General features: G+C 66.9%; 29 protein-coding genes. 18 read left to right on the top strand and 11 right to left on the bottom strand.

What is annotated here, in order from left to right; all coding sequences use genetic code 11:
* Nucleotides 1-73: 73 nt before the first annotated feature.
* Nucleotides 74-400, bottom strand: a complete 327-nt coding sequence (locus ACZ6YI_RS00065) for a HesB/IscA family protein (protein WP_440326095.1) — start codon at nt 398-400, stop codon at nt 74-76.
* A 124-nt stretch (nt 401-524) separates the two neighbouring features.
* Here ACZ6YI_RS00065 and asnS point away from each other — a divergent pair, with 124 nt between their 5' ends.
* Genes asnS through ACZ6YI_RS00095 form a run of 6 tightly spaced genes read left to right on the top strand, consistent with a single transcriptional unit; the run spans nt 525 to nt 5,783 of the window.
* Complete coding sequence (gene asnS / locus ACZ6YI_RS00070) at nt 525-1,928, top strand: asparagine--tRNA ligase (RefSeq protein WP_465776904.1); 1,404 nt, start codon at nt 525-527, stop codon at nt 1,926-1,928.
* A gap of 15 nt (nt 1,929-1,943) precedes the next feature.
* Complete coding sequence (locus ACZ6YI_RS00075) at nt 1,944-2,747, top strand: MalM family protein (RefSeq protein ID WP_465776905.1); 804 nt, start codon at nt 1,944-1,946, stop codon at nt 2,745-2,747.
* A gap of 5 nt (nt 2,748-2,752) precedes the next feature.
* On the top strand, nt 2,753-3,085 hold the full coding sequence (locus ACZ6YI_RS00080; RefSeq protein WP_440326101.1) for a hypothetical protein: 333 nt from the start codon (nt 2,753-2,755) through the stop codon (nt 3,083-3,085).
* Between the two features lie 28 nt (nt 3,086-3,113).
* On the top strand, nt 3,114-3,902 hold the full coding sequence (locus ACZ6YI_RS00085; RefSeq protein WP_465776906.1) for an SDR family oxidoreductase: 789 nt from the start codon (nt 3,114-3,116) through the stop codon (nt 3,900-3,902).
* Between the two features lie 11 nt (nt 3,903-3,913).
* Nucleotides 3,914-5,365: an aldehyde dehydrogenase gene (locus ACZ6YI_RS00090; RefSeq protein WP_465776907.1), complete on the top strand. Its 1,452-nt coding sequence runs from the start codon at nt 3,914-3,916 to the stop codon at nt 5,363-5,365.
* Nucleotides 5,340-5,783 carry a RidA family protein gene (locus ACZ6YI_RS00095; protein ID WP_465776908.1) on the top strand — a complete coding sequence of 148 codons (444 nt, stop codon included), beginning with the start codon at nt 5,340-5,342 and terminating at the stop codon, nt 5,781-5,783. The genes ACZ6YI_RS00090 and ACZ6YI_RS00095 overlap by 26 nt, the downstream gene beginning before the upstream one ends.
* 80 nt (nt 5,784-5,863) lie before the next feature.
* On the opposite strand, the gene hutG is transcribed toward ACZ6YI_RS00095, so the two are convergent.
* From hutG to ACZ6YI_RS00110, 3 genes are all read right to left on the bottom strand, one after another.
* Complete coding sequence (hutG, locus tag ACZ6YI_RS00100; protein ID WP_465776909.1) at nt 5,864-6,661, bottom strand: N-formylglutamate deformylase; 798 nt, start codon at nt 6,659-6,661, stop codon at nt 5,864-5,866.
* Between the two features lie 16 nt (nt 6,662-6,677).
* A complete protein-coding gene (gorA, locus tag ACZ6YI_RS00105; protein WP_465776910.1) occupies nt 6,678-8,039 on the bottom strand; it encodes a glutathione-disulfide reductase in 1,362 nt (453 codons plus the stop codon).
* Nucleotides 8,040-8,121: 82 nt separating this feature from the next.
* The gene (locus tag ACZ6YI_RS00110; protein ID WP_465776911.1) at nt 8,122-9,381 is read right to left on the bottom strand and encodes an NAD(P)/FAD-dependent oxidoreductase; all 1,260 of its coding nucleotides are present in this window, start codon (nt 9,379-9,381) and stop codon (nt 8,122-8,124) included.
* Between the two features lie 133 nt (nt 9,382-9,514).
* Between ACZ6YI_RS00110 and ACZ6YI_RS00115 the strand changes: the two genes are divergently transcribed.
* From ACZ6YI_RS00115 to ACZ6YI_RS00125, 3 genes are all read left to right on the top strand, one after another.
* Nucleotides 9,515-10,090 carry a C40 family peptidase gene (locus ACZ6YI_RS00115; protein WP_465776912.1) on the top strand — a complete coding sequence of 192 codons (576 nt, stop codon included), beginning with the start codon at nt 9,515-9,517 and terminating at the stop codon, nt 10,088-10,090.
* Nucleotides 10,091-10,219: 129 nt separating this feature from the next.
* The gene (locus tag ACZ6YI_RS00120; RefSeq protein WP_440326116.1) at nt 10,220-10,672 is read left to right on the top strand and encodes an organic hydroperoxide resistance protein; all 453 of its coding nucleotides are present in this window, start codon (nt 10,220-10,222) and stop codon (nt 10,670-10,672) included.
* Nucleotides 10,673-10,775: 103 nt separating this feature from the next.
* Nucleotides 10,776-11,450 carry a DUF4386 domain-containing protein gene (locus ACZ6YI_RS00125; protein WP_465776913.1) on the top strand — a complete coding sequence of 225 codons (675 nt, stop codon included), beginning with the start codon at nt 10,776-10,778 and terminating at the stop codon, nt 11,448-11,450.
* A 98-nt stretch (nt 11,451-11,548) separates the two neighbouring features.
* On the opposite strand, the gene ACZ6YI_RS00130 is transcribed toward ACZ6YI_RS00125, so the two are convergent.
* Nucleotides 11,549-12,037, bottom strand: coding sequence for an FKBP-type peptidyl-prolyl cis-trans isomerase (locus ACZ6YI_RS00130; RefSeq protein WP_440326119.1), 489 nt, complete (start codon nt 12,035-12,037; stop codon nt 11,549-11,551).
* Between the two features lie 201 nt (nt 12,038-12,238).
* Here ACZ6YI_RS00130 and ACZ6YI_RS00135 point away from each other — a divergent pair, with 201 nt between their 5' ends.
* The 4 genes from ACZ6YI_RS00135 to ACZ6YI_RS00150 all read left to right on the top strand — a co-directional run bounded on the left by ACZ6YI_RS00135 (nt 12,239) and on the right by ACZ6YI_RS00150 (nt 15,552).
* Nucleotides 12,239-12,574 carry an EF-hand domain-containing protein gene (locus ACZ6YI_RS00135; RefSeq protein ID WP_465776914.1) on the top strand — a complete coding sequence of 112 codons (336 nt, stop codon included), beginning with the start codon at nt 12,239-12,241 and terminating at the stop codon, nt 12,572-12,574.
* Nucleotides 12,575-12,632: 58 nt separating this feature from the next.
* Nucleotides 12,633-13,298, top strand: a complete 666-nt coding sequence (locus ACZ6YI_RS00140; protein WP_465776915.1) for a class I SAM-dependent methyltransferase — start codon at nt 12,633-12,635, stop codon at nt 13,296-13,298.
* 268 nt (nt 13,299-13,566) lie between these two features.
* Complete coding sequence (locus tag ACZ6YI_RS00145; RefSeq protein ID WP_465776916.1) at nt 13,567-15,021, top strand: DEAD/DEAH box helicase; 1,455 nt, start codon at nt 13,567-13,569, stop codon at nt 15,019-15,021.
* Nucleotides 15,022-15,111: 90 nt separating this feature from the next.
* The gene (locus ACZ6YI_RS00150; protein WP_465776917.1) at nt 15,112-15,552 is read left to right on the top strand and encodes a hypothetical protein; all 441 of its coding nucleotides are present in this window, start codon (nt 15,112-15,114) and stop codon (nt 15,550-15,552) included.
* Here ACZ6YI_RS00150 and rimJ read toward each other — a convergent pair.
* Both rimJ and fghA read right to left on the bottom strand, forming a co-directional pair.
* Nucleotides 15,536-16,090, bottom strand: coding sequence for a ribosomal protein S5-alanine N-acetyltransferase (rimJ, locus tag ACZ6YI_RS00155; RefSeq protein ID WP_465776918.1), 555 nt, complete (start codon nt 16,088-16,090; stop codon nt 15,536-15,538). The two genes, ACZ6YI_RS00150 and rimJ, sit on opposite strands and share 17 nt — an antisense overlap.
* Complete coding sequence (gene fghA / locus ACZ6YI_RS00160; protein ID WP_465776919.1) at nt 16,087-16,935, bottom strand: S-formylglutathione hydrolase; 849 nt, start codon at nt 16,933-16,935, stop codon at nt 16,087-16,089. The genes rimJ and fghA overlap by 4 nt, the downstream gene beginning before the upstream one ends.
* A 146-nt stretch (nt 16,936-17,081) precedes the next feature.
* Here fghA and ACZ6YI_RS00165 point away from each other — a divergent pair, with 146 nt between their 5' ends.
* Complete coding sequence (locus tag ACZ6YI_RS00165; protein WP_440327458.1) at nt 17,082-18,938, top strand: DEAD/DEAH box helicase; 1,857 nt, start codon at nt 17,082-17,084, stop codon at nt 18,936-18,938.
* A 131-nt stretch (nt 18,939-19,069) separates the two neighbouring features.
* On the opposite strand, the gene ACZ6YI_RS00170 is transcribed toward ACZ6YI_RS00165, so the two are convergent.
* Nucleotides 19,070-19,414, bottom strand: coding sequence for a YkgJ family cysteine cluster protein (locus ACZ6YI_RS00170; protein WP_465776920.1), 345 nt, complete (start codon nt 19,412-19,414; stop codon nt 19,070-19,072).
* A 3-nt stretch (nt 19,415-19,417) separates the two neighbouring features.
* Nucleotides 19,418-20,293, bottom strand: coding sequence for a KPN_02809 family neutral zinc metallopeptidase (gene ypfJ / locus ACZ6YI_RS00175; RefSeq protein ID WP_465776921.1), 876 nt, complete (start codon nt 20,291-20,293; stop codon nt 19,418-19,420).
* A gap of 107 nt (nt 20,294-20,400) precedes the next feature.
* On the opposite strand from ypfJ, the gene ACZ6YI_RS00180 reads away from it, so the two are divergent.
* Nucleotides 20,401-20,832 (top strand): MAPEG family protein, encoded by a 432-nt coding sequence (locus ACZ6YI_RS00180; RefSeq protein WP_440329976.1) that lies wholly within the window; start codon nt 20,401-20,403, stop codon nt 20,830-20,832.
* Nucleotides 20,833-20,921: 89 nt separating this feature from the next.
* Here ACZ6YI_RS00180 and ACZ6YI_RS00185 read toward each other — a convergent pair whose 3' ends face one another.
* Nucleotides 20,922-22,493: a hemolysin family protein gene (locus ACZ6YI_RS00185; RefSeq protein WP_465776922.1), complete on the bottom strand. Its 1,572-nt coding sequence runs from the start codon at nt 22,491-22,493 to the stop codon at nt 20,922-20,924.
* Between the two features lie 203 nt (nt 22,494-22,696).
* Between ACZ6YI_RS00185 and ACZ6YI_RS00190 the strand changes: the two genes are divergently transcribed.
* Complete coding sequence (locus ACZ6YI_RS00190) at nt 22,697-23,389, top strand: lysostaphin resistance A-like protein (RefSeq protein ID WP_465776923.1); 693 nt, start codon at nt 22,697-22,699, stop codon at nt 23,387-23,389.
* Here the strand turns inward: ACZ6YI_RS00190 and ACZ6YI_RS00195 are convergent.
* Nucleotides 23,386-23,982 (bottom strand): class I SAM-dependent DNA methyltransferase, encoded by a 597-nt coding sequence (locus tag ACZ6YI_RS00195; RefSeq protein WP_465776924.1) that lies wholly within the window; start codon nt 23,980-23,982, stop codon nt 23,386-23,388. The genes ACZ6YI_RS00190 and ACZ6YI_RS00195 overlap by 4 nt on opposite strands.
* Before the next feature lie 95 nt (nt 23,983-24,077).
* Here ACZ6YI_RS00195 and ACZ6YI_RS00200 point away from each other — a divergent pair, with 95 nt between their 5' ends.
* Together ACZ6YI_RS00200 and ACZ6YI_RS00205 are read left to right on the top strand one after the other, a co-directional pair.
* Entirely contained in the window at nt 24,078-24,377 is a 300-nt protein-coding gene (locus ACZ6YI_RS00200) for a hypothetical protein (protein WP_440328472.1), read from the top strand.
* Between the two features lie 150 nt (nt 24,378-24,527).
* Nucleotides 24,528-26,051, top strand: a complete 1,524-nt coding sequence (locus ACZ6YI_RS00205; RefSeq protein WP_465776925.1) for a DUF1800 domain-containing protein — start codon at nt 24,528-24,530, stop codon at nt 26,049-26,051.
* Nucleotides 26,052-26,054: the final 3 nt, after the last annotated feature.

The following is a 26,054-nucleotide window of genomic DNA, read 5'->3' on the forward strand; positions in this document are numbered from 1 at the left end:
CGAACCGGTGAGGCAAGAAACCCCTCCGGACGGAGAGGTAGCCGCGCATTTTAAGGAGAATGAGGGAGTTAGGTCAAGAGACCGTAAACGACTCGCCGCACCCACATTCCCCGGTGGCATTGGGGTTGTGGAAGACGAAGGAGGCGTTCAGCCCCTGGCGCTGGAAATCGATGAGGGTGCCATCGACCAGCGGGAGGCTCTTGGGATCGACCACGACCCGGATGCCGTCGATATCCAGCACCTGGTCCTCCGGGGCGATGGCCCCTGCCAGGTCGACCACGTAGCCGAAACCCGAGCAGCCCATGCGCTTCACGGCAAAACGGACGCCCGCGGCCTCGGGCGCCTTCGCGAGGAAGGCGCGCATGCGATCGGACGCGGCGGGAGTGATCTGGATGCTCATCAAAACGCTTTCTTGCCGTGGTATACCCAGGGGACGGTGCCGTTCACGCGACCGTTACTTTATTATACAGGGTCATGTTCCTATCCGCCCGATATGCGGCGCCCTTTCTGGAGTTTCAATCGATATGACGGTGGTAAGCGTCAAGCAGGCCCTCGCCGGCGGCACGGCCGCGGCGGAACATGAAGTCACGGTTCGCGGCTGGGTACGCACCCTGCGCGAATCCAAGGGCGGCCTTTCCTTCGTTAACGTGAGCGATGGCTCCTGCTTCGCCCCCATCCAGGTGGTGGCCACGGCCGATCTCGCCAATTACGAGACTGACGTGAAGAATCTCTCGGCCGGCGCGGGCGTCATCGCCACCGGCAAGCTCGTGCCCTCGCAGGGCAAGGGCCAGGCCTTCGAGATCCAGGCCACGAAGATCGAGGTCACCGGCTTCGTCGAGAACCCGCTCACCTACCCGATCCAGCCCAAGCAGCACTCCATGGAGTTCCTGCGCGAAGTGGCGCACCTGCGCCCGCGCACCAACCTGTTCGGCGCCGTCACCCGCGTGCGCCACACCATGATGATGGCGATCCACCGCATCCTCACGGAGCAGGGCTTCTTCTGGATCAACACCCCGATCATCACCACGTCCGATGCCGAAGGCGCGGGCGATATGTTCCGCCTGTCCACGCTCGACCTCGCCAACCTGCCCCGCGACGACAAGGGCGGCATCGACTGGAAGAAGGATTTCTTCGGCCGCGAAGCCTTCCTCACCGTGTCGGGCCAGCTCAACGTCGAGGGCTACGCCATGGCGATGAGCAAGGTGTACACCTTCGGCCCCACCTTCCGCGCCGAAAACTCCAACACCACGCGCCACCTGGCCGAGTTCTGGATGGTCGAGCCGGAAGTGGCCTTCGCCACGCTCAGCGACATCGCCGACCTGGCCGAGGTGTTCCTGAAGGGCATCTTCAAGGCCGTGCTCGATGAGCGCGCCGACGACATGGCGTTCTTCGACGAACGCGTGATGCCGGGCGCCGTGAAGCGCCTCGAGGATTTCATCGCGAAGCCCTTCGAGCGCATCGATTACACCGATGCGATCACGATCCTGCAGAAGTCCGGCAAGAAGTTCGAGCACCCGGTGGCCTGGGGTGTCGACCTGCAGACCGAGCACGAGCGCTTCCTCGCCGAGGAACATGTGGGCCGTCCCGTGGTCGTCATGAACTACCCGGAAGAGATCAAGGCCTTCTACATGCGCCTGAACGACGACGGCAAGACCGTGGCCGCGATGGACGTGCTGGCTCCCGGCATCGGCGAGATCATCGGCGGTGCCCAGCGCGAAGAGCGCCTGGACTACCTCGATCGCCGCATGGACCAGTTCAAGCTCGATAAGGACACCTACAACTGGTACCGCGACCTGCGCCGCTACGGCACCGTGCCCCACGCCGGCTTCGGCCTGGGCTTCGAGCGCCTGCTGGTCTACGTCTGCGGCCTGGGCAACATCCGTGATGCCATCCCGTATCCCCGTGCGGCAGGGAGCGCCGAGTTTTAAACCAACGAATCGATCATGCCCCGTTTACTCAATCGCCTGCTCCCGCTTGCCGCCGCCCTCACCGTGCTGGGCGGCTGCAAGACCATCGTGCCGCCCAACTTCCGCCCGCCGGAGAACCCGTCGATCACGGTGGACCTCGCGCGCAAGGCGCTCGATAGCGCCGACCCGTGTTGTGGCAGCTTCGCCGACCTGTCCTACCAGGACATGCTGCCCTGGCAGCCCAAGCGCTTCGCGCTGACCAAGGACACGCCGGTCGCCAGCCTCAACGGCGATCGCAGCTACTTCCTTGCGTTCCGCCTGCCGCAGGGCGCGCAGATGCCCTACACCATCGCGCTCAAGTCCGAGCTCAATGGTCGCTGGCTGAGCTCGAGCTACCTGTTCGCGCCGACGGTGGTGATCCTGGACGATGCCTTCCAGCCGCTGCACGCGGAAGACATCCAGCTGTGCGAGTACATCGGCTGGACCAGCGAGACGACCGGCGCCTTCGGCAAGTTCAAGGTGGAAGACGACCGCGCGCGCTACCTCGTGGTGTACTCCTCGGCCAAGCAGCAGAAGAGCCAGACCTACTGGGAGCAGTCGCCCACGACGTTCTCGGCCGAGGCGCCGATCAAGATGAACTCGACCGGCAACTTCAAGATCCAGCACGGTCCGGATGGCGTGGTGTACGTCGGTATCGAGAACGACAGCTACAAGAGCGCGCTGAAGAATGCCGTCTGCGGCCAGGCCGCGCCCGGCAATGGCGTGATCAATACGCTCAAGGACGTGGTCAGCACCGACCTGCTCGGCAAGGATGCGCAGAAGAAGGAAAAGGGTAGCTAAGCGCCATGGTCACCGCGGTTTACGCCTACCTCCTGCTCCTGTTCGGTGCGATCGTCTTCTTCCTCCTGCACTTCATCGCGCAGTGGCGGTTCACCCGCCTGCTGCGCAAGCGCTACCCCGACCATTGGCGGACGATCACCGAGGCCGATACCGGCCGGCCGAACGGCATGGCCAACTGGCTGCGCATGCGCCGGGTCCTGCGCTCGGATGCCCCGGCCCTGTTCAACGACGACGACCTTAACCGCTGGCAGGCCTGGTGGCGGCGGACGCCGTGGCTGGCCTGGCCGTGCTGGTTCGCCGCGATGGCGATACAGTGGTGGGCGATGAAACAGGGCTGACCGCCCGCCACCCACCAAGGAGCGCCGCATGGATCTTCGCCTCACCGGACGTCACGCACTGGTCTGCGGCGCCTCGCAAGGGATAGGAAGGGCCACGGCGTTCGAACTGGCCGAACTCGGGGCCAGCCTCACCCTGCTCTCCCGCTCCGCCGATGCGCTCAAGGCGCTGGCCGCCGAGTTGCCCGCCGCCCAGGCCGGGCAGAAGCACAGCTACCTCGCCGTCGACATGCTCGACACCGACGCGCTCGCGGCGGCCGTCGCCAGTGTCGTGAAGGACCACGCGGTCCATATCCTGCTGAACAACAGCGGCGGCCCGCCGCCCGGCGCCGTGCACGCGGCGGATACCGAGGCCTTCCTCACGGCTTACCGCCAGCACGTGATCAGCGCCCAGGTGCTGTTGCAGGCCTGCCTGCCCGGCATGCGCGAGGCGCACTACGGCCGCATCATCAACGTCATTTCCACCTCGGTAAAGGAGCCGATCCCGAACCTGGGCGTCTCCAACACCGTGCGCGCGGCCATGGCCGGCTGGGCGAAGACGCTATCGGCCGAGGTGGCCCACGACGGCGTCACCGTGAACAACGTGCTGCCCGGCTACACCCGGACGCCGCGCCTGGATGCCCTGGTGGAGTCCAGCGTGAAGGCCGGCCGCGGCCGCGATGAGGTGGAGCGCGGCCTGCTCGCCAGCGTGCCTGCCGCGCGCTTCGGTGATCCCGCCGAAGTCGGTGCGGTGATCGCGTTCCTCGCCAGCCCTGCCGCGGGCTACATCAACGGCGTCAGCCTGGCCGTGGATGGCGGCCGCACGCGCAGCCTGAACTGAGCCCGCCGCCCATGCTGACCTTCAGCAACCTGATCAACGGCGAGCCCCGCGTACCACGCGGCGGCCGCTACCTCGAAGTGGTCGAGCCGGCTGTCGGGCAGGCGTACGCCCGCGGTCCCGACTCGACGGCCGAGGACGTCGCCGACGCCGTCGCCGCGGCGTCGGCCGCCCTGCTCCGCTGGTCGACCCTGCCATCCGATGCACGCGCGCGCTGCCTGTACCGCCTGGCCGACCTGATCGAAGCACGGCTGGACGAGTTCGCCGCGGCGGAGTCGCGCGACAGCGGCAAGCCGCTGGCCCTGGCCCGCCAGCTCGATATCCCACGCGCGATCGCCAACCTGCGCTTCTTCGCGGCAGCCGCCACGCAGTTCGCCGGCGAATCGCATGCGATGGAACACGGCGCGATCAACTACACCCTGCGCCTGCCCCTCGGCGTCGTCGGCTGCATCAGTCCGTGGAACCTGCCGCTCTACCTGTTCACATGGAAGGTCGCGCCGGCGCTCGCGGCGGGCAATGCGGTCGTCGCCAAGCCGTCCGAAGTCACCCCGCACACGGCGTGGCTGCTCGGCACGCTGGTACAGGAGGCGGGCTTCCCCGACGGTATCTTCAACATCGTGCATGGCACGGGGCCGGCGGTAGGCGAAGCCATCGTGGTCCACGACGCGGTGAAAGCCATTTCGTTCACCGGCAGCACGCGCACCGGCGTCGCCATTGCCTCCGCCGCCGCACCACGGCTCAAGAAGGTTTCGCTCGAACTCGGTGGCAAGAATCCTGCCATCGTCTTCGATGACTTCGATTTCAATGACAAGACGATGGCCACCATCGTCCGCTCGGGCTTCGCGAACCAGGGTGAGATCTGCCTGTGCGGCTCGCGTCTGCTCGTACAGCGCGGGATCTACGAGCGCTTCCGCGCGGCGTATCTCGAGCGCGTCCGTGCACTGCGCGTGGGCGATCCGGAGGATGCCGGAAGCGACCTGGGCGCGCTGGTTTCGAAGGCGCACTTCGACAAGGTCATCGCCTGCATCGAGCGAGCACGCGCCGAGGGTGGCGAGGTGCTGTTGGGTGGCGAGCAGGTGCGGCTCGACGGCCGCTGCGCGGACGGCTGGTTCGTGGCGCCGACGGTCATCGAAGGGCTCGCCTTCGATGCGGCCACCAACCAGGAAGAAATCTTCGGGCCGGTAGTCACGCTCATCCCGTTCGATACCGAGGACGAAGCGCTGGCGATCGCCAACGGCACGCCTTACGGGCTGGCAGCCTCGCTGTGGACGCGTGACATCTCGCGCGCCCACCGCATGGCGGCGAAGCTGGAATTCGGTATCGTCTGGGTCAACTGCTGGATGCTGCGCGACCTGCGCACGCCGTTCGGCGGCGGCAAGCAATCAGGGGTGGGCCGCGAAGGCGGCTTCGAGGCCATGCGATTCTTCACGGAGGCACGGAATGTCTGCATCGACCACGGGCTCTGACATCGTCCGCACCGACGGCGCGCCAGCGCCCGTCGGCGCGTATCCGCACGCGCGTCGCGTGGGCAACCTCTTGTTCCTGTCGGGCGTGGGGCCACGCACGCCAGGGACGAACATCGTGCCCGGCAACGTCATGGATGCGAACGGCATCCTCGTGTCTTACGACATCGAGGCGCAGTGCCGCCAGGTGTTCGCCAACGTCCGCGCCGTGCTGGAAGCCAGTGGCGCACGCTGGGAGGACCTGGTGGACGTCACGGTGTTCCTGACCCACATGGCGCGCGATTTCGCGACATACAACAAGCTCTACGCGGAAGCCTTCGCCGGCGTCGATGCGTGCCGCACGACGGTGGGCATCACGTCATTGCCGACGCCTATCGCCATTGAGCTGAAGTGCGTGGCGGCGCTGCCTTCCCAGGCTTAGGTGTGGGAGCGTGCTTGCACGCGATGGGAGGTGGCGCCAGCACCCATCGCGTGCAAGCACGCTCCCACAACGGCAGTGGGTCAGGCCGTGAGCTGCTGCGTGCCGTCGAGGCAGGCCTTGAGCATCTCGCCGATCAGTACCTGCACGCGCGCGGCCTTCTTCGGCAGGTATTCGAAACTGTCTTCGTCCATATAGGTGATCTGCGACAGTTCGAGCTGGATGGCGCTCACGCCGTCTTCCGGGCGGCCGTAGTTACGGGTGATGTAACCGCCCTTGAAGCGTCCGTTCACGACATACGAGTAATCGCCCTGCGCCTCGAGGATGGCGGCGACCTTCGCCTGCAGCCCGCTCGCGCAGCTGATGCCATCGGCGGTGCCCAGGTTGAAATCGGGCAGGCGGCCATCGAACAGCATGGGCACGTGGCTGCGGATCGAGTGGCCATCCCACAGCACCACATGGCCGAACTGGCCCTTCAGGCGGGCCAGCTCATCGGCCAGCGCCTTGTGGTACGGCTTCCACCAGTGCTTCACCCGGTCGGCGATCTCCTTGCCATCGGGCTCGGCGCCACCGCGGTAGATGTCGTGGCCGTCGAACATGATGGTGGGGACCAGGCCTGTCTCCTTCTTGCCCGGGTACAGCGCATGGCCGTCGGAGGGGCGGTTGAGGTCGACGACATAGCGAGAAACCACCGGGCGGATGACGCTGGCGCCCAGGCCCTTCGCAAAATCGTACAGCTCGCCCACGTGCCAGTCCGTATCGGGCGAGTGGCGCGCCGGCCGCTTCATGCGCGCGGCGATCTCATCGGGGATGACGCTGCCGTTGTGCGGCAGGCTGATCAGGAGCGGCGCGTTGCCGCGGTGCAGGGAATACGGGGTCATGGCGCCAGTGTACCGCTCAGCCGGGGACCCGATCACCCATGGTCACCATTTCCTCGGCCGAGGTCGGGTGGATCGCCATGGTCGCGTCGAGGTCGGCCTTGGTGGCGCCCATCTTGATCGCCACGGCGAAGCCCTGGAGGATCTCGTCCACGCCCGGCCCCAGCATCTGCATGCCGACGATGCGCGAGTCATGGCCCACGCAGATCAGCTTGAACCGCACATACATGGGGCGGTGCGCCAGCGCCAGCTGCATGGGCACGAAGGTTTGCTTGTACAGGTGTACGTCGGAGCCGAACTTCGCCCGCGCCTGCTGCTCGTTCATGCCGACGGTGCCAAGCGGCGGGTGTGAGAACACGACGCTCGGGACGTTCTGGTAATCGAGCTTCGCATCCTTCGCGCCGCCGAACAGGCGGTCGGCCAGCTGCCGCCCGGCATTGACGGCGACGGGCGTCAGGGCCAGCCGCTGGGTGACATCGCCCACGGCATACACGCCAGGGATGCCGGTCTCCTGGAAATCGTCGACCTCGATCTGCCCTTCGTCGTTGGTGCCGAGGCCGATCGCATCGAGACCGAGCGACTCCGTATTGCCATGCCGCCCCACGGCCTGGACCAGGAGGTCGTACGGCCCCGGCCGGGTGCCCTTGTCGCAATCCAGCAGCAACCGGCCATCGACCTTGTGCGCGGCATCGATCTGGCACGAGTAGTTGATGTTGATGCCGTGCTTGGCCATCTCTTCACCGAGCTGGTACGCCATCTCTTCATCGAAGCTGCTCATCAGGCGCCCACGCACGTACAGGTCCACCTCGCTGCCCAGCGCACGCAGCACCCCCGCCAGTTCCACGGCGATGTAGCCGCCGCCGATGATGGCCGTGCGCTGCGGGCAGGCACGCAGGTCGAAGAACCCATCCGAGGTAACGCTGTGTTCGAAGCCCGGCTTGTCCAGCGTGTTCGCCGCGGAGCCGGTAGCGATGATGACGTGGGGCGCCGTGAGCACGCGATCGCCCGCGGCGATCCGGTGCGGCTCGATGAAACGGGCCATCTCGTGCACCAGGGTGATCTTCCACTTATCCAGTTGTTGCTGGTAGCTGGCGTGGATGCGGTCGATATACGCGTTGCGGCGATCGATGAAACCTGGCCAGTCGAGCATGCCGGGCTTGTCGGTGAAGCCGTAGTCCGCGGCGATGTATTGCGCTTCCGCCATCTGCGCCGCGTACCACATGGCTTTCTTCGGCACGCAGCCCACGTTGACGCAAACGCCACCCAGTTCCCTTGGCTCGACGAGCGCAACCTTCGCGCCGTGCTTCGCCGCGCGGATCGCGGAAGACAGGCCGCCCGAGCCACCGCCGATCACGATAAGGTCGAAGGCTTCGTCGGACATGCATGGCTCCACGGGGTCGGGAATGAGGGAAACGACACCGTAGCAAAGCCGGCCGGTGCCCGCGTGTGAAAAAGCGCGCGCGTTATAAACCGAAGCGCGCCGGCGAGTACGGCGTCGCATCGAGCACCGGTGCCGGGCCCGCAAGCAGGTTGGCGACGAGCTCGCCCGTCGCCGCCGACATGCTGATGCCGAGCATGCCGTGCGCCGTGGCGTACACGAGGTTCGACCAGCGCGAACTCGGCCCGATCACCGGCACCTCGTCGACGCTCATCGGGCGCCAGCCCCACCAAGGCGTGACCTCGCCCTGCCCCTCGGGTTCGTACAGGTAATCCGCTGCGCGCCGGCGCAAGGCGTCCAGGCGCACCTCGTTGAGGCCTTCGTTGAAGCCGGAAAACTCCATCGTGCTGCCAAGCCGGTAGCCCGATGTCCACGGCGTCACGCAGACAGCCGCTTCGCGCAGCACCAGCGAATGCGTGGGCGCGTTGACGGGCGGCTGGTCCCAGGTCAGTGAATAGCCTTTGCCGGGTTGCATGGGCAGGCGGATGTCGAGCAGGCGACCGAGTAGCGGCGACCACGCACCGAGCGCCATCACGACGCGGTCGCCGCTGAAGACGCCGCCCGTCGTGCGCACGTGGGTGATGCGGTCGCCTTCGGTGACAAACGAGTCGATGCGCGCACCGGTTTCGATCGCACCGCCCAGCTCGCGCACGCGGCGGGTCAACTCCGCGACGAACAGGTCAGGCCGCAGGCGCGCATCACCGGGATGCAGCAGGCCGCCGACGACGCCATCGCGCAGGGCCGGCTCCAGCGCCAGCACGTCATCGCCCATGAGCACGCGGACATCCATGCCGAGACGGCGCAACAGCTCGACGTGGGCGCGATCGTGCTGCAGCGCGCGCTCGTCGCGATACACGTAAAGCTCGCCGACATCTTCGAACTCGCAATCGAGCTCATCGATACCGACCAGCTCGCCGATCAGGGTGCGCGAGCGCGCAAGGATCGCACCCCGCGCCTCGCCCGCTCGCTGAAAATCGCGCCAGGTGCAGCGCCGTGCGAAACCGAGCAGCCAGCGCGCCCGCTCCGGATCCGGCAGCGGGTCGACATAGATCGGCGCGTCCTTCCGCAGCATGGAGCGCAGCGCGGTCCCGACCATGCCTGGCATGGTCAGCGGGCCGGCGTGGCTGGGCGTCACGGTGCCGCAGTTGCCGTGCGAACTGCCGCTGCCCGGGGTGTGCTGCTCGAGGATCCGCACGCTGGCCCCTGCTTTCAGCAGGTAGAGCGCGCAGGCAAGGCCGATCACCCCGCCGCCCATGATCAGCACATCACTTCGCGATCTTTCCATGCCGTGAGTCTAACGGCCGAACCGGCCTGCGGCGCCCTGTCCAGGAGATAAATTCGCGCGAGTTGCGAGGTATTCCACGCAACCTATTGATTTGATAACCTCCCCGTGCCGATCCTTACAGGGGAAACGCCCGATGCACCCAGCCAAGCCCACCCTTCGCCCGCTGCGCGCCCTTGGCTTCGTGGCGATGGCGGCCGCCCTGGCGTTGCTCGCCGCGTGCGGAAGCACCCCGCACAAGCGCTCCTCGTCGTCCCAGCGCAATAACCCGGCATCTGCCGTACCACTCGCGAAAAACCTGAACTGGTCGACGAAGCCGGCAGCGGCCCCGCCGCCGGACGCCGCCAACGACGTCCTGTTCCGCGCGATCGGCCTGGTGGGCACCCCGTACCGCTGGGGCGGCAACACGCCGGCCGGCGGCTTCGATTGCAGTGGCCTGGTCAATTACATCTACCTGACCTCGACGGGACTTCGCCTGCCGCGCACGTCCACCGAAATGGCCGACCTCGACAAGCCGAAGATCAGCGAATCCGACCTGGCGAGCGGCGACCTGGTGTTCTTCGGCCGTGGCCATGTCAGCCATGTCGGCGTCTACGTCGGCAAGGGCCGCTTCGTCCACGCACCCAACTCGGGCGGCACCGTGCGCCTCGATGAGCTCGATGGCACCTATTGGAAGGAAAACTTCGTCTATGGTCGACGCGTTCTAAACTGAACGAATGGCAACATGGATAGTCGCCTCGCATTAATTAGATTGCGCGCGATTTAATTGCGTGCTCTACTAGCTTCACGGCCCGGGACTGACCCGGTGCTTCCTCCCCTGTCACCAGAAAGGAAAGCCCTCATGAGCAACGTCTCCAAGATCGAAAAGGTCCTCTACACCGCCCACGCCGAAGTCGCCGGCGGCCGCGAGGGTCACGTCAAGAGCAGCGATGGCCTGATCGACCTGCAGCTGCGCCTGCCGAAGGAAATGGGTGGCGCCGGTGGTGGCAGCAACCCGGAACAGCTGTTCGCCGCGGGCTACGCCGCATGCTTCGAGGGCGCCGTGCGCTTCGTCGCCGGCCAGAAGAAGGTCAACGTCGATGGCGCTTCGGTGAAGAGCGAAGTGGGCATCGGCCCGCGCCAGGGCTCGGGCTTCGCGATCAACGTGAAGCTGGCCGTCAGCCTGCCGGGCGTCGATGACGCGACCGCCCAGGAAATCGTGAAGACCGCGCACGAAGACGTCTGCCCCTACTCGCATGCGACCCGTGGCAACGTCGACGTGGACGTCAGCGTCAACGGCAAGGCTCTCGCTTAAGCGTCGGCCATCGGACGGGGGCCAATGGCCCCCGTCTTCCGGCACAGGGAATACGTGCCGGGGTGGCGCAGAGTGCTGCCACACCGCTTCACAGGGATGGGGCATGACACCGCAAGGCAAGCTCGCCCGTATCGCCGGGCTCTGGTTCCTCGTCGTAATCCTCGCCGCCCCCGTGCGGCTCATCGTCGTTCCCGACGGATCGGCGCAGGACGTCCTCGATCACCTCGCCCTGTTTCGCGCAGGCATCGTCACCGACCTGCTTACCGGCGTCGCGATGCTTTTCCTCACCTTCGCGCTGCGCCGGCTCCTGCTCGGCGTGCAACAGGACTGGTCGAACGCGCTGGTCATCCTGGGCGGCATCATCCCCGCCACGCTTTACGTGGTGAATGTTGGCAACGACGCAGCCGCCATCCTCCTTGCGAAGGGCGCACCCTTCCTCGATGCCTTCAGCGAGGCGCAGCGCTTCGCGCTGGCCGAGGTTTTCCTGCGCCTGCACGATCGCATGATCGTCGCCGCCGAACTGTTCTGGGGCCTGTGGCTGTTGCCTCTCAGCGCGCTTGTCTGGCACTCGCGCTTCCTGCCGCGCCTGCTTGGGGCCTGGCTGCTCATCAATGGCATCGCCTACGTCGCCCAATGCATCACCGGCTTTGCGTGGCCCCCGGCCGCGCCGACGCTGTCCTCGATCTGCGCGCCCATCCAGTTCGGCGAGATCGTGTTCGCATTGTGGCTGCTGGCCTTCGGCGCACGGCCCAGCTTTCGCAGCAGGGAGATGGCGTAATGGCGGTGCTTGAAGACACGAAGATGCGCTGAGCACGCACGACATCGCATAAAAAAGGCGGCCCGAAGGCCGCCTTTTTCGTTCGCCACACTGGGGGATCAGTGCGCGCCGTCACCGTTCGGGTGGGCGTGGCCGTGGGCGATTTCTTCTTCCGAGGCATCGCGCACCGACTGGACGTCGATGTTGAAGTTCAGGGTCTTGCCGGCCATCGGATGGTTGGTGTCGATATCGACCACGCTGGAGCCGACCTTCTGCACGACCACGGCCTGCTGGCCGCCTTCCTTCAGCGAAAGGACGGTGGTGTCGCCGGCCTTGAGGCCCTTGCCCTGGTTCGGGAAGTACTTCTTCGGCACGCGCTGGGTGGCGCCTTCGCGGCGCTCGCCGTAGCCCTGGTCCGGGGTGATTTCCAGGTCGAACTTGTCACCGGCCGACTTGCCTTCCAGGCCCGCTTCCATGCCCGGGATCAGCTGGCCGTGGCCGAGCAGGATCCACAACGGCTCGCCGCCGTCGGTCGAGGTCTCGACCTTCTGGCCGTCGACGCTGAGGGTGTAATGGAACGAGATGACCTTGCCCTTGCCAGCCTGCATGATGGTTTCTACCGGATGAAAACGGGGCATTTTACCGGGCGCGGGCCCCGGCGTCACGCCGCCCCGTCGTCGCGGCCAGAGCCCGCCCCCCGGGCAAGGCGGCACCGGGGTCCGCAGGGCTCAAAATGCCAACGGGGGGCTCACAGCCCGACGACGCTTCGCCGCTACACTGGCCACGCCATCACAACGACGGAGGACTCCATGAAGTATCCGCAGCTGATCGTTTCGCTCGCTCTCGCCGGCACGCTGGCCAGTGGCGCCGCCCTGGCACAGATGCCGACGCCGGCACCGCCGCAACCCCAGCAGTCGTCCATGCCGGGATCGGCACCGGCGGCGCCCGAGGGCGCACCGGCCTACGCCGACCTCGACAAGTCCGGGAAGGGCCTTACCCGCAGCGACCTGCCGAAGGACAACCCGGCGCTGAAGGAAATGCGCGCGCACTTTGGCGAAGCCGACAAGGACCATAACGGTCGCATCGATGCTGCCGAATACAATGCCTACGTCAACAAGGGCAGCGCTGCCCAGCAGCAGCAATAAACGGACGGGCCGGTCGCTCGTGCGCCCGGCCCCTTCCACGGATGGCCAAGAGCACACCATGATCCTGAACCGCCAGGCACGGCACCGCATCGCTTCACGCTTCAGCACGCGCGGCGACCGCTTCTATATCCACGGCAAGCTCGCCACCGACCCGGTGTACGCCGCGTGCGCCCGGGCCGTCGCGGGCACGCCCCTGCCCGTGCTCGACATAGGCTGCGGCCTGGGTTTGCTGGGGCACTACCTGCATGCATGCGGTGCGCTGGAGGGCTACCTGGGCCTGGACAGCGACCCGCGCAAGATCGCGATGGGACAGGAAGCCGCCGAGCGTGGCGGCCTGGGCGGCGCGCTGACCCTGCGCCAGGCCGACGCCACCTCGCCGCAGTCGTTGCATGGCCACGTCGCGCTGCTGGACGTGCTGCACTACCTGCCTGCCGAGCGCCAGGGCGCCCTGCTGGCCCATGCCGTCGACCACCTGGCGGACGATGGCGTCCTGATCCTGCGCAGCGTCATCCGCGATGGCTCCTGGCGCTACCGGGCCACGGTGCTGGAAGAGAAGTTCATCAAGGCCGTCGGCTGGATCCCCGGGGGTGCCCAGTACTTCCCGACCGAGGACGACATCCGTAGCGTCCTGGAACCCCGCGGCATCAAGGTGCGCTTCCGCCCCCTTTTCGGTCGGACCCCCTACAACAGCTGGCTGATGACGGCCTCGCGCCGGGCGGCCTGAACGGGAGCCCCGAGGGCGGCGCGCCAGGTGGGCGGCGCCGCATGCTGCGGCGCAAAACGTGGTAGACTCGATGGGTCGTGCCGCCGCTATCGACTCCCTTGCGGAGCTGAGGCGCGGGTCCTGGAACCAGGTCCCCGCCGCTCCCCCACCCCCGAACAGCGCGCGCGACACCGGCCAGCCCGTTGCCCTCCTTGGCACGCGCGGCCGCCGAATTCATCGCCTGCGGCGCGGTTCCAGGGAACGCTCGGGCACACAGGAGTCATCCCCAATGTCCTTTGATTCGCTGGGCCTTGCGCCCGCGTTGCTGCGTGCGCTCGCGGAAGCCGGCTACAAGAACCCGACCCCGATCCAGGCAGCCGCCATCCCCGAGGTCCTCGCTGGCCACGACCTGATGGCCGCCGCGCAGACCGGCACCGGCAAGACCGCCGCGTTCCTGCTGCCAGTGCTGCACAAGCTCGCCAACTCCGATTTCCGGGAAGGCCGCCGCCCCATCCGCGTGCTGATCCTCACCCCCACCCGCGAACTCGCCGCGCAGGTGCAGGACAACCTCGCCGAATACGCGAAGTACCTGCGCATCAGCAGCACGGTGATCTTCGGTGGCGTCGGCATGGGTAACCAGCTGCACGCCCTGCGTCGCGGCGTCGAGATCGTCGTGGCCACGCCGGGCCGCCTCATCGACCACATGATGCAGCGCTCGGTGGACCTCTCGAAGGTGGAAACGCTGGTGCTCGACGAGGCCGACCGCATGCTCGACATGGGCTTCCTGCCCGCGTTGAAGCGCATCCTCGCCGCCGTGCCGCAGAAGCGCCAGACGCTGTTGTTCTCGGCCACGTTCGCGCCGGAGATCAAGGCACTCGCGCAGCAGTTCATGCGTGATCCGCGCGAAGTATCGACCGCGCCGGCCAACACCGTGGCCAACACCGTGACGCACCGAGTGCACCCGGTGGATGCCGCGCAGAAGCGCGACCTGCTGCTGCACGTGCTGGCGCAGGACAGCCGCCGGCAGACGCTGGTGTTCAGCCGCACCAAGCACGGCGCGGACAAGCTCGTGCGTTTCCTTGAATCCGCCGGCATGCGTGCCGCCGCGATCCACGGCAACAAGAGCCAGAACGCCCGTACGCGTGCACTCTCTGACTTCAAGACGGGCCGCACGACCGTGCTCGTCGCTACCGATATCGCGGCTCGCGGCATCGATATCGACCAGCTGCCGGTGGTGATCAACTTCGACCTGCCGATGGTGGCCGAAGATTACGTGCACCGCATCGGCCGCACCGGCCGTGCAGGCGCCGAGGGCCAGGCCGTATCGCTGGTGAGCCACGATGAGTCGGGCCTGCTGCGCGACATCCGCCGCCTGCTGAAGTCCGACCTCGAGATCGTCAACGTGGAAGGCTTCGAGCCCAGCTCGCCGCTACGCCTGGATGCCGGTGCGCCGCGTCCGAAGCAGCAGCAGCGCCAGGCCGGCGGTCGCCAGGGTGGCGGCCAGGGCGGCCAGGGCGGTGGCCAGCGCCACGGTGGTGGCAACGGCCAGCGTCAGGGCGGCAACGGCCAGGGCCGCGGCGGCCAGGGCGGCGAGAGCCGTTCGGGTGGCGAAAGCCGGTCGGGCAATGGCGGTCGCCCGTCGTCGCACCGTCCGCATGGCCACTCGGCCGCGGGCACCGGCGAGAACACCGGTAACCACAAGCGCCGCCGCCAGCGTCGCGGCCCGGCAACCAACAAGGCCTGATGGCCTAGCCGCATGGGCGATGGTGCGCCCATGCGGCAATCGGGATCATGCGGGGCTTGGCAGGCCCTCCCGAAACAGGCAAGACCCCGCATGACCCGTTTGTATCGCTACAGCACGCATACCGTTCGCACCCTCTTCGGCGCGCTCTTCATCTTCTCCGGCCTGAACCACATCTTCGGGTTCTGGCAGCCCCCCGCCCCGCACACCAACGCAGGCCATGCGTTCATCGCGGGCATCGGCGCCAGCGGTTTCATCATGCCGCTGCTCGGGGTGCTCTTCACCTACGCGGGCGTCGCTCTCATCGCGCACCGCATGGCGGCCCTCGCGCTTCTGCTGCTGGCCGCACCCATCGTCGTCATCTTCGGCTATCACTTCGTCACCGAAGGCGAGCTGTTCGGCATCCACGTGATCCTGCTCGCGATCTACCTCTGGCTGGCCTGGGAAGAACGCGCGGCCTGGTCGGCGCTGTTCGCCGCGGACGCGAAGCCGACGACACCCGCCGAACCGTCGCCGCTCACCCCTGCGTTCTGATCTTCGCCGTGAGCACGTGGTCTTCCCACAGGCCATCGATCTTCAGGTAGCGCTTCGCATAGCCTTCTTTCTCGAAGCCCAGGCGCTCCAACAGGCGGCCACTACGATCGTTGCGCGGCATGTAGTTCGCCATCACCCGGTGGAAATCGAGCGGGCCGAACGCGTAGCGCACCGCCGCATCCAGCGCCTCGAACATAAGGCCCTGCCCTTCGTGCCGACGCGCAAGCCCGTAGCCGAGGTGGCACGCCTGGAACACGCCGCGCACGACGTTGGCGAACGTGAAGCTACCGATCATCTCGCTGCCATCGGGCGATAGCATCACGAACGGGAAACCGCGGTCGGAACGCGCCGCTTCCAGCCCTGCTTCGATCGTCTGGCGGCAGCCCTCCAGCGTGTAATGCGATGCGTTGCGCAACGGCTCCCACGGCGCGAGGTGTTCGCGGTTCTCCAGCCGGTAGCGCAGCAGCAGTTCCGCCTCCTCGACATCCAGCAGGCGGACAAGCAGGCGCGGCGTGCGCATGCGGACGGGTTCGCTCATGCGAGGAGCGCTTTCGCATGGTGGCGAAGGTGGTCTTCGACGAAGGTCTGGATGAAGTAGTAACTGTGGTCATAGCCAGGCTGCATGCGCAGTTTGAGCGCCTGCTTCGCCTTCTCGCACGCTGCTTCGAAACGCTGCGGCTGCAGCTGGTTCACGAGGAAGCCATCGGCCTCGCCCTGGTCGATGAGGATCGTGCCGTTGAAATGCGCGCCCTCTTCCATCAGTGCGGTGGCGTCATGCTTGCGCCAGGCCTTTTTGTCATCGCCGAGGTAACGCGGAAACGCCTTCTGGCCCCAGGGCACGCTCGCCGGCGCGACGATGGGCGCGAACGCCGAGAGCGAGCGGTAACGGCCCGGGTTACGCAGGGCGATGGTCAGCGCGCCGTGCCCACCCATGGAATGACCGAAGATGCCCTGGCGGCCCATGTCGAATGAGAAGCGTTCTGCGAGCAGGCGGGGCAACTCGTCCACGACGTAGCTGTACATGCGAAAGCGCGCGTTCCACGGCGCCTCGGTGGCATCGAGGTAGAAACCGGCGCCTTCACCGAACTCCCAGTCACCGGTCGCCCCGGCGATCCCGGTATCGCGCGGGCTGGTATCCGGCATGACCAGGGCCACGCCGAGTTCCGACGCGACCCGCTGTGCACCGGCCTTGGTCGTGAAGGTTTCCGCCGTGCAGGTCAGGCCGGCGAGGTACCAGAGCACCGGCACCGGGCCCTTTTCCGCGGCCGGCGGCAGGTATACGGCAAATTTCATCGGGCCCCCGCAGGCCTCCGAGGCATGGGTGTAAAACCCCTGGGTGCCGCCGAAGCAACGCTGCTCCGATACCGTCTCGATCGCCGCCATGCCTTTCTCCCTTACGAAAGCTGACCAGTGAGTGTAACGCCGACGTGACAAAGAGCCACGGCCCCGCACGTAAGCCCCTGATCGCTGCTACAATACCGTTACTGCCCGGCGCCGAATCCGCCGCCGCGCCCCTCCCCGAGGCTGCCATGACATCCCCCGATACCGACAACGCTCCGGCCCTGCCCGGTTTCAGCGCGCTCGCGCTCGACGCTAACGTCGTCCGCGCCCTGACCGACGTGGGCTACGAGACCCCCTCCCCCATCCAGGCCGCGACCATCCCGCCGCTGCTCGAAGGCCGCGACGTGATCGGCCAGGCGCAGACCGGCACCGGCAAGACCGCCGCGTTCGCACTGCCGGTGCTTTCGCGCATCGACGTCAAGCCGGGCAAGCCGCAGGCGCTGGTGCTCGCACCGACGCGCGAACTGGCCATCCAGGTGGCCGAAGCCTTCCAGAAGTACGCGACCTACATGCCGGGCTTCCAGGTGCTGCCGATCTACGGTGGCCAGAGCTACGGCCCGCAGCTGCAGGGCCTGAAGCGCGGCGCACAGATCGTCGTCGGCACCCCCGGCCGCATCATTGACCACCTCGACAAGGGCACGCTGGATCTTTCCGCGCTGAAGTTCGTGGTGCTGGATGAAGCCGACGAAATGCTGCGCATGGGCTTCATCGACGATGTCGAGAAGCTGCTCCAGGCGACGCCGGAAGGCCGCCAGGTGGCGTTGTTCTCCGCGACCATGCCGTCGCCGATCCGCCGCATCGCGCAGACCTACCTGAAAGATCCGGTCGAGATCACGATCAAGAACAAGACCACCACCGCGGCGAACATCCGCCAGCGTTACTGGTGGGTCAGCGGCGTGCACAAGCTCGATGCGCTCACCCGCATCCTCGAGGCGGAAAGCTTCGACGCGATGATCGTGTTCGCCCGCACCAAGTCGGCCACCGAAGAACTCGCCAGCAAGCTGCAGGCGCGTGGTTTCGCCGCGGCCGCGATCAACGGCGACATGGCGCAGGCCCAGCGCGAGCGCGTGATCGACCAGCTGAAGACCGGCAAGCTCGATATCCTGATCGCCACCGACGTCGCCGCGCGCGGCCTCGACGTGGAGCGCATCAGCCACGTGCTCAACTACGACATCCCGCACGACACCGAGTCGTACGTGCACCGCATCGGCCGCACCGGCCGCGCGGGCCGCAACGGCGAGGCCATCCTGTTCGTGACCCCGCGTGAGCGCAACCTGCTCCGCCAGATCGAGCGCGCGACGCGCCAGCCGATCGAGCAGATGCAGCTGCCGACCATCGAGGCGGTGAACGACACGCGCGTGAACAAGTTCAACCAGCGCATCGTCGATACGCTCGCCGCCGGCGACCTGGGCATCTTCCAGCAGCTGGTGGAGAAGTTCGAGCAGGAGCAGAACGTACCCGCGATCGAGATCGCTGCCGCACTGGCGAAGATCGCCCAGGGCGACCAGCCGCTGCTTCTGGAGCCGCCGGCGAAGCGCGAGTACACCGAGCGTCCGCCGCGCGAGTACGACCGCAACGACCGTCCGCAGCGTGATTTCGATCGTGACCGCGGCCCGCGTGATGGCGGCGACTTCGGCGATCGTCGCCCGGTGCGCGAGGGCATGCGCCAGCCGCGTCCACACGCGACCGAGGCGGGCAAGAAGACCTACCGCATCGAAGTCGGCCACGAGCACGGCGTGAAGCCGGGCAACATCGTGGGTGCGATCGCGAACGAAGGTGGCGTCGAGGCGAAGTTCATCGGCCGCGTGAGCATCCGTGACGACTACAGCCTGATCGACCTGCCGGACGGCATGCCGGCGGAGACCTTCAACCACCTGAAGAAGGTGTGGGTCGCGCAGCAGCAGCTGAAGATCAGCGAGTGGGATGGCACGGAGCAGCCGCAGAGCGGCGCCCCGCCGCGTCCCCGCGGCAACTTCCGCCCCCAGGGTGCCCGCTCCGGCGGCCCCGGCGGCGGCAAGCCGCCGCGCCGCAAGCGCGACTACTGATCGAAAAAAAGCCCGGCCTTGCGCCGGGCTTTTTTTTTTGCAGCTTCGTTTGTGGGAGCGCGCTTGCGCGCGATGCTCTGTACGAGCGGGCCCGGCTTACGTCATCGCGCCCGCGAAGCCGAAGGCGAGCCCTAAGCGAAATCCGCCGGCGTAAGCGGCTGCATGCCGTGCTTGAGGCGTGCCTTGTCGCACTGCGGACTCGGCGTCACGCCGTCTTCCCATGCAGGCTTCAGGTCATGGCATGGCGAGGGTCGCACCTCATAGATGCCGCAATGCGCCGCCACGCCGATCGTCCCTACCAGCGACTTGCAGCGCGGGTCATATGCATTCGTCCCGTGCATGTTCACACGGTGCGGATCGAGGTGCTCCGTCAGCGCAGCCGGCGTGATGCCGCCGGCTGCGTCCGTTTCCATCCAGTGGAAGGCGACGCGGAACGTCGCGCAGCAAGCGCCGCAGCACAAGCAAGGGTGGGTCATACGTCAGATCGAACCTGAAAAGGTGTTACACGCGCCGATATCGCCGGAACTGAAGCCGGTCTTGAACCATTTTACCCGCTGCGCCGACGTCCCGTGCGTGAACGAATCCGGCACTACCCGCCCCTGCCCCTGCTCCTGCAGCCGGTCATCGCCGATGGCCGTGGCCGCATTCAGCGCGGACTCGATATCGCCCGCCTGCAGCCAGTGCTGGCGCTGCTGCGAATGGTTGGCCCATACGCCCGCGAAGCAATCCGCCTGCAATTCCTGGCGCACGGAAAGCCCATTCGCGCCCTCCATGCGCGCGCCACGCCGGCGCGCCTCGTTCACCTTGTCGAAGACCCCGACCAGGTTCTGCACGTGGTGGCCCACTTCATGGGCGATCACGTAGGCGCGAGCGAAGTCGCCGGATTCGTGGAACTGCTGCTGCATCTGCTGGAAGAAGCCCAGGTCCAGGTACACCTTCTGGTCACCAGGGCAGTAGAACGGCCCCACCGCCGAGGATGCCGAGCCACATGCCGTCTGCACGCCATTGCGGAACAGCACGAGCTTCGGCTGGACGTACTGGTGGCCATTCGCCTCGAAGATCTCGCCCCAGGTGTCCTCGGTCTCGCCGAGGATGGCCCGGACGAAGTCGACCTGCGGGTCGCTGGATTCCGCCGGCTGGGCATGCCGGGGCGCCTCGGCCTGGGGCGGCGCCAGGCTGCCGCCGCCGTCCTGGCTAAGCAGTGCGGTCGGGTCCTTGTAGAACACCAGCCCCAGGATGGCCAGGAGAATGATCCCTCCTATGCCGAGGCCGCGGCCACCGCCGAACGAAGGGCCCCCGCCGCCGGTGCCGGCGTCTTCCACGTTGTCGCTTCTACGGCCTTTATCCCAGAGCATGGCGTTCTCCTCTCCCCGCTCGCGTGCTCCCGCGAGACACGGTCGGCATGATCGCACGGACGGTTGCCGGTAAACTCGGCGGTTACCGTCGTCCCCCGGATCGTTTCATGAATAGTCAGCTCCCCGCCGTCGTCACCCTGCTCACCCTGCTCCTGATGTTCTTCACGGTCTGGTCCGTGGGCCGGGCGCGGAGCCGTTACGGCATCAAGGCGCCGGCGATTTCGGGCGATCCGGCGTTCGAGCGGGCCTGGCGGGTGCAGATGAACACGCTGGAGAACGCCACGATGTTCATCCCGGCGCTGTGGCTGGCGGCGCAGTACGTCGATCCGCTCTGGGCGGGCATCGCCGGCCTGATCTGGCTCGCCGGCCGCGTCTGGTACGCCGTGTCCTACCTGCGCGATGCCTCGCGCCGTGGCCCGGGTTACATGGTGTCGATGATCGCCTGGGCCGCGCTGATGCTGATGGCCGCCGGCGGGATCGGCATGGCGATCATGGAAAACAACGCGGCGCCGGCCGAGGATGCGTCGCAGGCGGGTTGATCGCAGCACCCTTGTGGGAGCGCGCTTGCGCCCGATGTACTTGCGGCAAGCACCCATCGCGCGCAAGCGCGCTCCCACAAGGCGTTATGTCAGTCTTCCGTGGCGGGTAGCGCCAGCACGCGGACGCGCTGGATGCGGGCGCCTTCCATCGCAGTGACTTCGAACGCGAGGCGTTCGCTTTCGAAGGTATCGCCCACGCCGGGCAGGCGGCCCAGCTGCTGCAGCACGAAGCCGGCCAGCGTGGCGAAGTTGCCTTCGCCCGCGCCCGGCAGGCGGTGACCCAGCAGGTGCTCGACGCGGCGGACGTCCAGGCTGGCATCGAGCAGCCACGCACCGTCCGGCTCGCTGACCGCCGACGGATCGCCCTCGCCGCTTTCGTGGGGGAATTCACCCGCAATTGTCTCCAGCACATCGGCCGGGGTGACCAGGCCGAGGATGCTGCCGTATTCGTCGACGACCAGCGCCACCTGCAGCGGGGCACGGCGGAACTCGTCGATCAAGCGCAGCACGCTGAGCGATTCGAGCACGGTGATCGGCTTGCGCACCGCCGTTTCGGTGACCAGGCGTCCGTGCTCGGTGAGGCTGGCGAGCAGGTCGCGCGATGAGGTCACCCCCACCAGCTGGTCGAGATCGCCATGTGCCACCAGCATCCAGTGATGCGCTGATTCGCGCGCCTCGGTAAGCAGGTTCGGCAGCGCATCGGAAGGATCGACCCAGACGATCTCGGTGCGCGGGGTCATGATCGAGCGTACCGGGCGCTGCGAGAGATCCAGCACGCCCTGCACCATCTCCAGCTCATCCCTGCCGAACACCGCGGCCTCCGCCTGCTCGGTATCCGGTGTTTTCTTGCTCTCGCCCTCGTCGTCGGCGCTACCGCCGAGCAGGCGCAGCACCGCCTTGGCGGTACGGTCGCGCATGAGCCGGCCACCCAGCAGCAGCGAACGGCGGCGGTTGCGCCGCATGGTCTGGTTGAACACCTCGATCATGATCGAGAAGCCGATCGCGGCGTACAGGTACCCCTTGGGGATATGGAAGCCGAAGCCCTCGGCGATGAGGCTGAAGCCGATCATCAGCAGGAAGGACAGGCACAGGATGATCACCGTGGGCCGCGAGTTCACGAACGCGGTGAGCGGCTTGCTGGCGGTGATCATCAGCGCCATGGCCACGACCACGCCGATCATCATGATCGAGAGGTGGTCGACCATGCCGACGGCGGTGATCACCGAATCCAGTGAGAACACGGCATCGAGGATGACGATCTGGGCGACGGTCAGCCAGAAGCTCGCCCGGCGGGCGCCCTTGCCGTCATGGTCGTCGCCGGCCTCCAGCCGCTCGTGCAGCTCCAGGGTCGCCTTGAACAGGAGGAAGGCACCGCCGACCAGCAGGATGACATCGCGCCAGGACAGGCCGAAACCGTTCCACTGGAACAGGGGCTGCGTGAGCGTGACCAGCCAGGACATGGCCGCAAGCAGGCACAGGCGCATGACCAGCGCGAGGCCAAGGCCCAGGAGCCGCGCGTGGTCGCGCTGGCGGGCGGGTAGTTTGTCGGCGAGGATGGCGACGAACACGAGGTTGTCGATACCGAGGACGATCTCCAGCACGATCAGCGTGAGAAGACCTGCCCAGGCCGAAGGGTCGGCTAACCAGTCGAATGCAAACATGGGTCGGCGCCAGGGGCGCCACCTTTCCTCCTATGGTGGCCGGTCACTATACAGGGCAAATGTGAAGGTCTGTGCCGGAAGCCATCGTTGCGCAGGCGGAACGGGCTCGGCTACGTTGGCACATGGCTAACGATCCCGCATTTCCCCCCGTCCCCGCCAACACGCTGCCCGAGAGCCCCCCAAGCCGGCCGGGGCCGGGCTGGGTGGAGACAATTCTCATCCTGCTGGCGTATTTCGCCCTGCAGTTCGGGCTGGGCGGCGGCCTCGGCCTCCTGTCGCAGACCCTGGCGCGAGCCTTCCCCAACGCCGTCCCGGTCGAAGCGGACCGGCTGGTCATCGTCGTCATCCTCACCCTGGCCGGCGCCGCGGCCATCACCCTCGCCCTGGTGACCCGGCGCTGGGGGCCCCTGCTCCGCGACGGCGGTCCGGCGGGCATCGGCTTCACCCAGCCGGACGGCTGGCAGATCCTCTTCGGGAGCGTCCTCGGCATCGTGGCGCCGCTGGCGGGCGGCCTGCTCACCCAGCTCCTCGCCGGCGACCACGAGGTCAGCCAGGCCGTCTCCACGCTCGCCGACAACGCGCATGTCGGCCTCCGCATAGCCTTGCTCCCCGTGGCCATCCTGGTCGGCCCCCTCGTGGAGGAAGTGCTGTTCCGCGGCGCCCTGCTGGCCTTGCTGCGCACGCGCTTCGGCGATGGCTGGGCGATCGCCGCGTCCTCGCTCGTCTTCGGCATCGCCCACCTGCCCGACCTCGGCGGCCTGTGGTACGCGGTGCCCAACCTGGTGCTGGTCGGCGCGTTCTGCGCGTGGCTACGCGTCCGCAGCCGTTCGATCTGGCCCGCTTATGCATGCCACGTGGCCAACAACAGCCTGGCCACCATGGCCTGGTTCAGCTAGAGCCGCTCGAGCGAAGCGACCATGCGGTCCAGCCGCGGGCTCGCGTAGCACTGCGAACCCACCGGGATCAGGCCGACCTTGTCGAACTCCCCCCGGTACCAGCTTGCGCTGCGGCCGAAGAAAGCTTCGCGGTCGCCGTCCGGGTCATCTTCCCGGGTGTACACCTCGAGGAAGACCAGGCCTTCGGCCATCTCGCCGATGCCGGTGAGGCCGGCGCGGATCTCGGCCGGCTTGAGGTAGTGCAGCACATCGGTGCAGACGATCAGGTCGAAGCGGGTCTCGAAGCGCAGTTCGGCGAGCTGGCCGAACCGCGCATAGCCGATGTTGCGCGAGCGGCCATAGCGGGCCACCGCGTATTCGCTGGCCTCCAGCCCGCGGTACTCGATGCCGGGCCGCAAGCGGCGCAGCACGGCCCGCCAGGGGGCTTCGCCGCACCCGATATCCAGCACGTTGCGGACGGGGCGTCCAAGATAGAACTCGGCCTGGCCCAGCACCATGCTGACCTTGCGGGTGAGCTCGGCGGTCGAGCGCACGGCGTGGTCCGCGCTGCGGTACCACTTGTCGAAATAGGCCTGGTCGTAGGTCTTGGGCATCGTGCGCGTTCCGCCGAAAACACGCATCGTACCGGGCGTACACTTCCAGCACACGCGCACGGCCGCATCTTTGCTCCATCGCACAGGAGATACCCATGCCCCGCATCCAGCTTCGCATCACCGGCGACCGCGACGTTTTCGACGATGTCATCACCGCGATCCACGGCCTGGACCGGATCGAATATGTCGAGGAAATCGACGACCTGATGATGGGCGTGCGCGACGATTCGAGCTCCAGCGAGCTCTCCGACGACGTGGGCTCACGCACCTACACGGTCGAGGTGGAAGTACCCAACGACAAGGTCGGCGAGCGCGTGCGTGAAGTGGCGGAGGAAACCGCCGGCACCCGCGAGGCCGCCATCGAGTTCGTCTACCCCGACGAAAACGAGATCTGAACCCGGAAGCCCCGCACGCCCCGTGGGAGCGCGCTTGCGCGCGATAACCCGCACACGAAAGCCCAAAGTGTGAACCCGAGCCAACATCCGCGGTAAACCCGATCCGTCCTACCCCGTTTGAAGGTCATCCCGCCTCGAACGGAGAACCGGATGCGTTCGATCTTCACGGCCACCCTGGCCACGCTGCTCTGCCTGGCAGTGGCGGCCCCGCCCGCCAGCGCCGCCGACAAGCCGCTTTCGCAGGAAGACGCCGCGTGGCTCGATCGCGTCACGTTCGGCGTAGATAGCGCCACCGTGGCCAGCTACCGCGAACTCGGCCGGCGCCGCTTCCTGGACGCGCAGCTCCACCCCAGGGCCGACGGCCTGCCCCAGCCGATCGCCGCGCAGATCGCCGGCTTCGATGTCATGAAGACGCCGACAGGCACCTTGCTGGCTCAGGTACGTGACCAGTACCGCGACATCAAGGACATGCCCGATGGCGATGCGAAGCAGGAGGCCCGCAAGGCCCTGCAGAAGCAGGGTAACCAGTACGCGCAACAGGCCCAGGCGGCCGAACTCCTGCGCGCAGTCTACGATGAAAACCAACTGCGCGAGCAGCTGGTGTGGTTCTGGCTGAACCACTTCAGCGTCTTCCAGAACAAGGGACGCGTGCGCTGGCTGGTGGCCGATTACGCACAGAACACGATACGACCGAACGCGCTGGGTAAGTTCCGCGATCTCGTCATGGCCACGTTGAAGAGCCCGGCCATGCTCGAATACCTGGACAACGCGCAGAACGCGCGTGACAAGGTGAACGAGAACTACGCGCGCGAACTCATGGAGCTCCACACGCTGGGCGTGAACAGCGGTTACTCACAGGCTGACGTGCAAAGCCTTGCCCGCGTGCTCACCGGCGTCGGCGTGAACTTCGATGGCCAGCCGCGCAAGATGCGTCCTGATCTCAGGTCCTACTACGTCCAGGAAGGCCCCTTCGAGTTCAACCCGAACCGCCACGATTTCGGCGACCAGGTGCTGCTCGGCAAGACCATCAAGGGCGGTGGGTTCGACGAGGTGGAGAAGGCGGTCGACCTGATCGTCAGCCAGCCGGCGTGTGCGACGTTCATTTCGACCAAACTGGCGAAGTACTTCGTCTCGGACAACCCGCCGCCGTCGCTCATCGCCGCCATGGCGAAGACCTTCCGCCGCAGCGATGGCGATATCGCCGAGGTGATGGAAACCATGCTCACGTCGAAGGAGTTCACGGCGTCGCTCGGCAAGCGCTACAAGGATCCCACCCAGTTCCTCGTCTCGACCATGCGACTCGCTTACGACGGCAAGCCGGTGGAGAACCCGCGCCCGCTGGTGAACTGGATCAACCAGCTTGGCCAGGCGCCGTTCGGCCGGATCACGCCCGATGGCTGGCCCATGACGGACTCGGAGTGGTCGAGTTCGGGCCAGGTGGCAAAGCGCTTCGAGATCGCGCGCGCGATCGGCAGCGGCGCCAACCATCTTTTCGACCTCGATGAAGCCGGTACGCGCAGCGTCGGTGGCTTCCCGCAGCTCACCACGCCGACCTACTACGCCACGATCGAGCCCACGCTCGGGCCGAAGACGCGCGGTGCGCTGTCGCAGGCTACGTCGCAACAGGAATGGAACACCTTCCTGCTCGCCTCACCCGAATTCAACTACCGCTGAGGT

Source organism: Luteibacter sp. NPDC104163 (genome assembly GCF_055584245.1).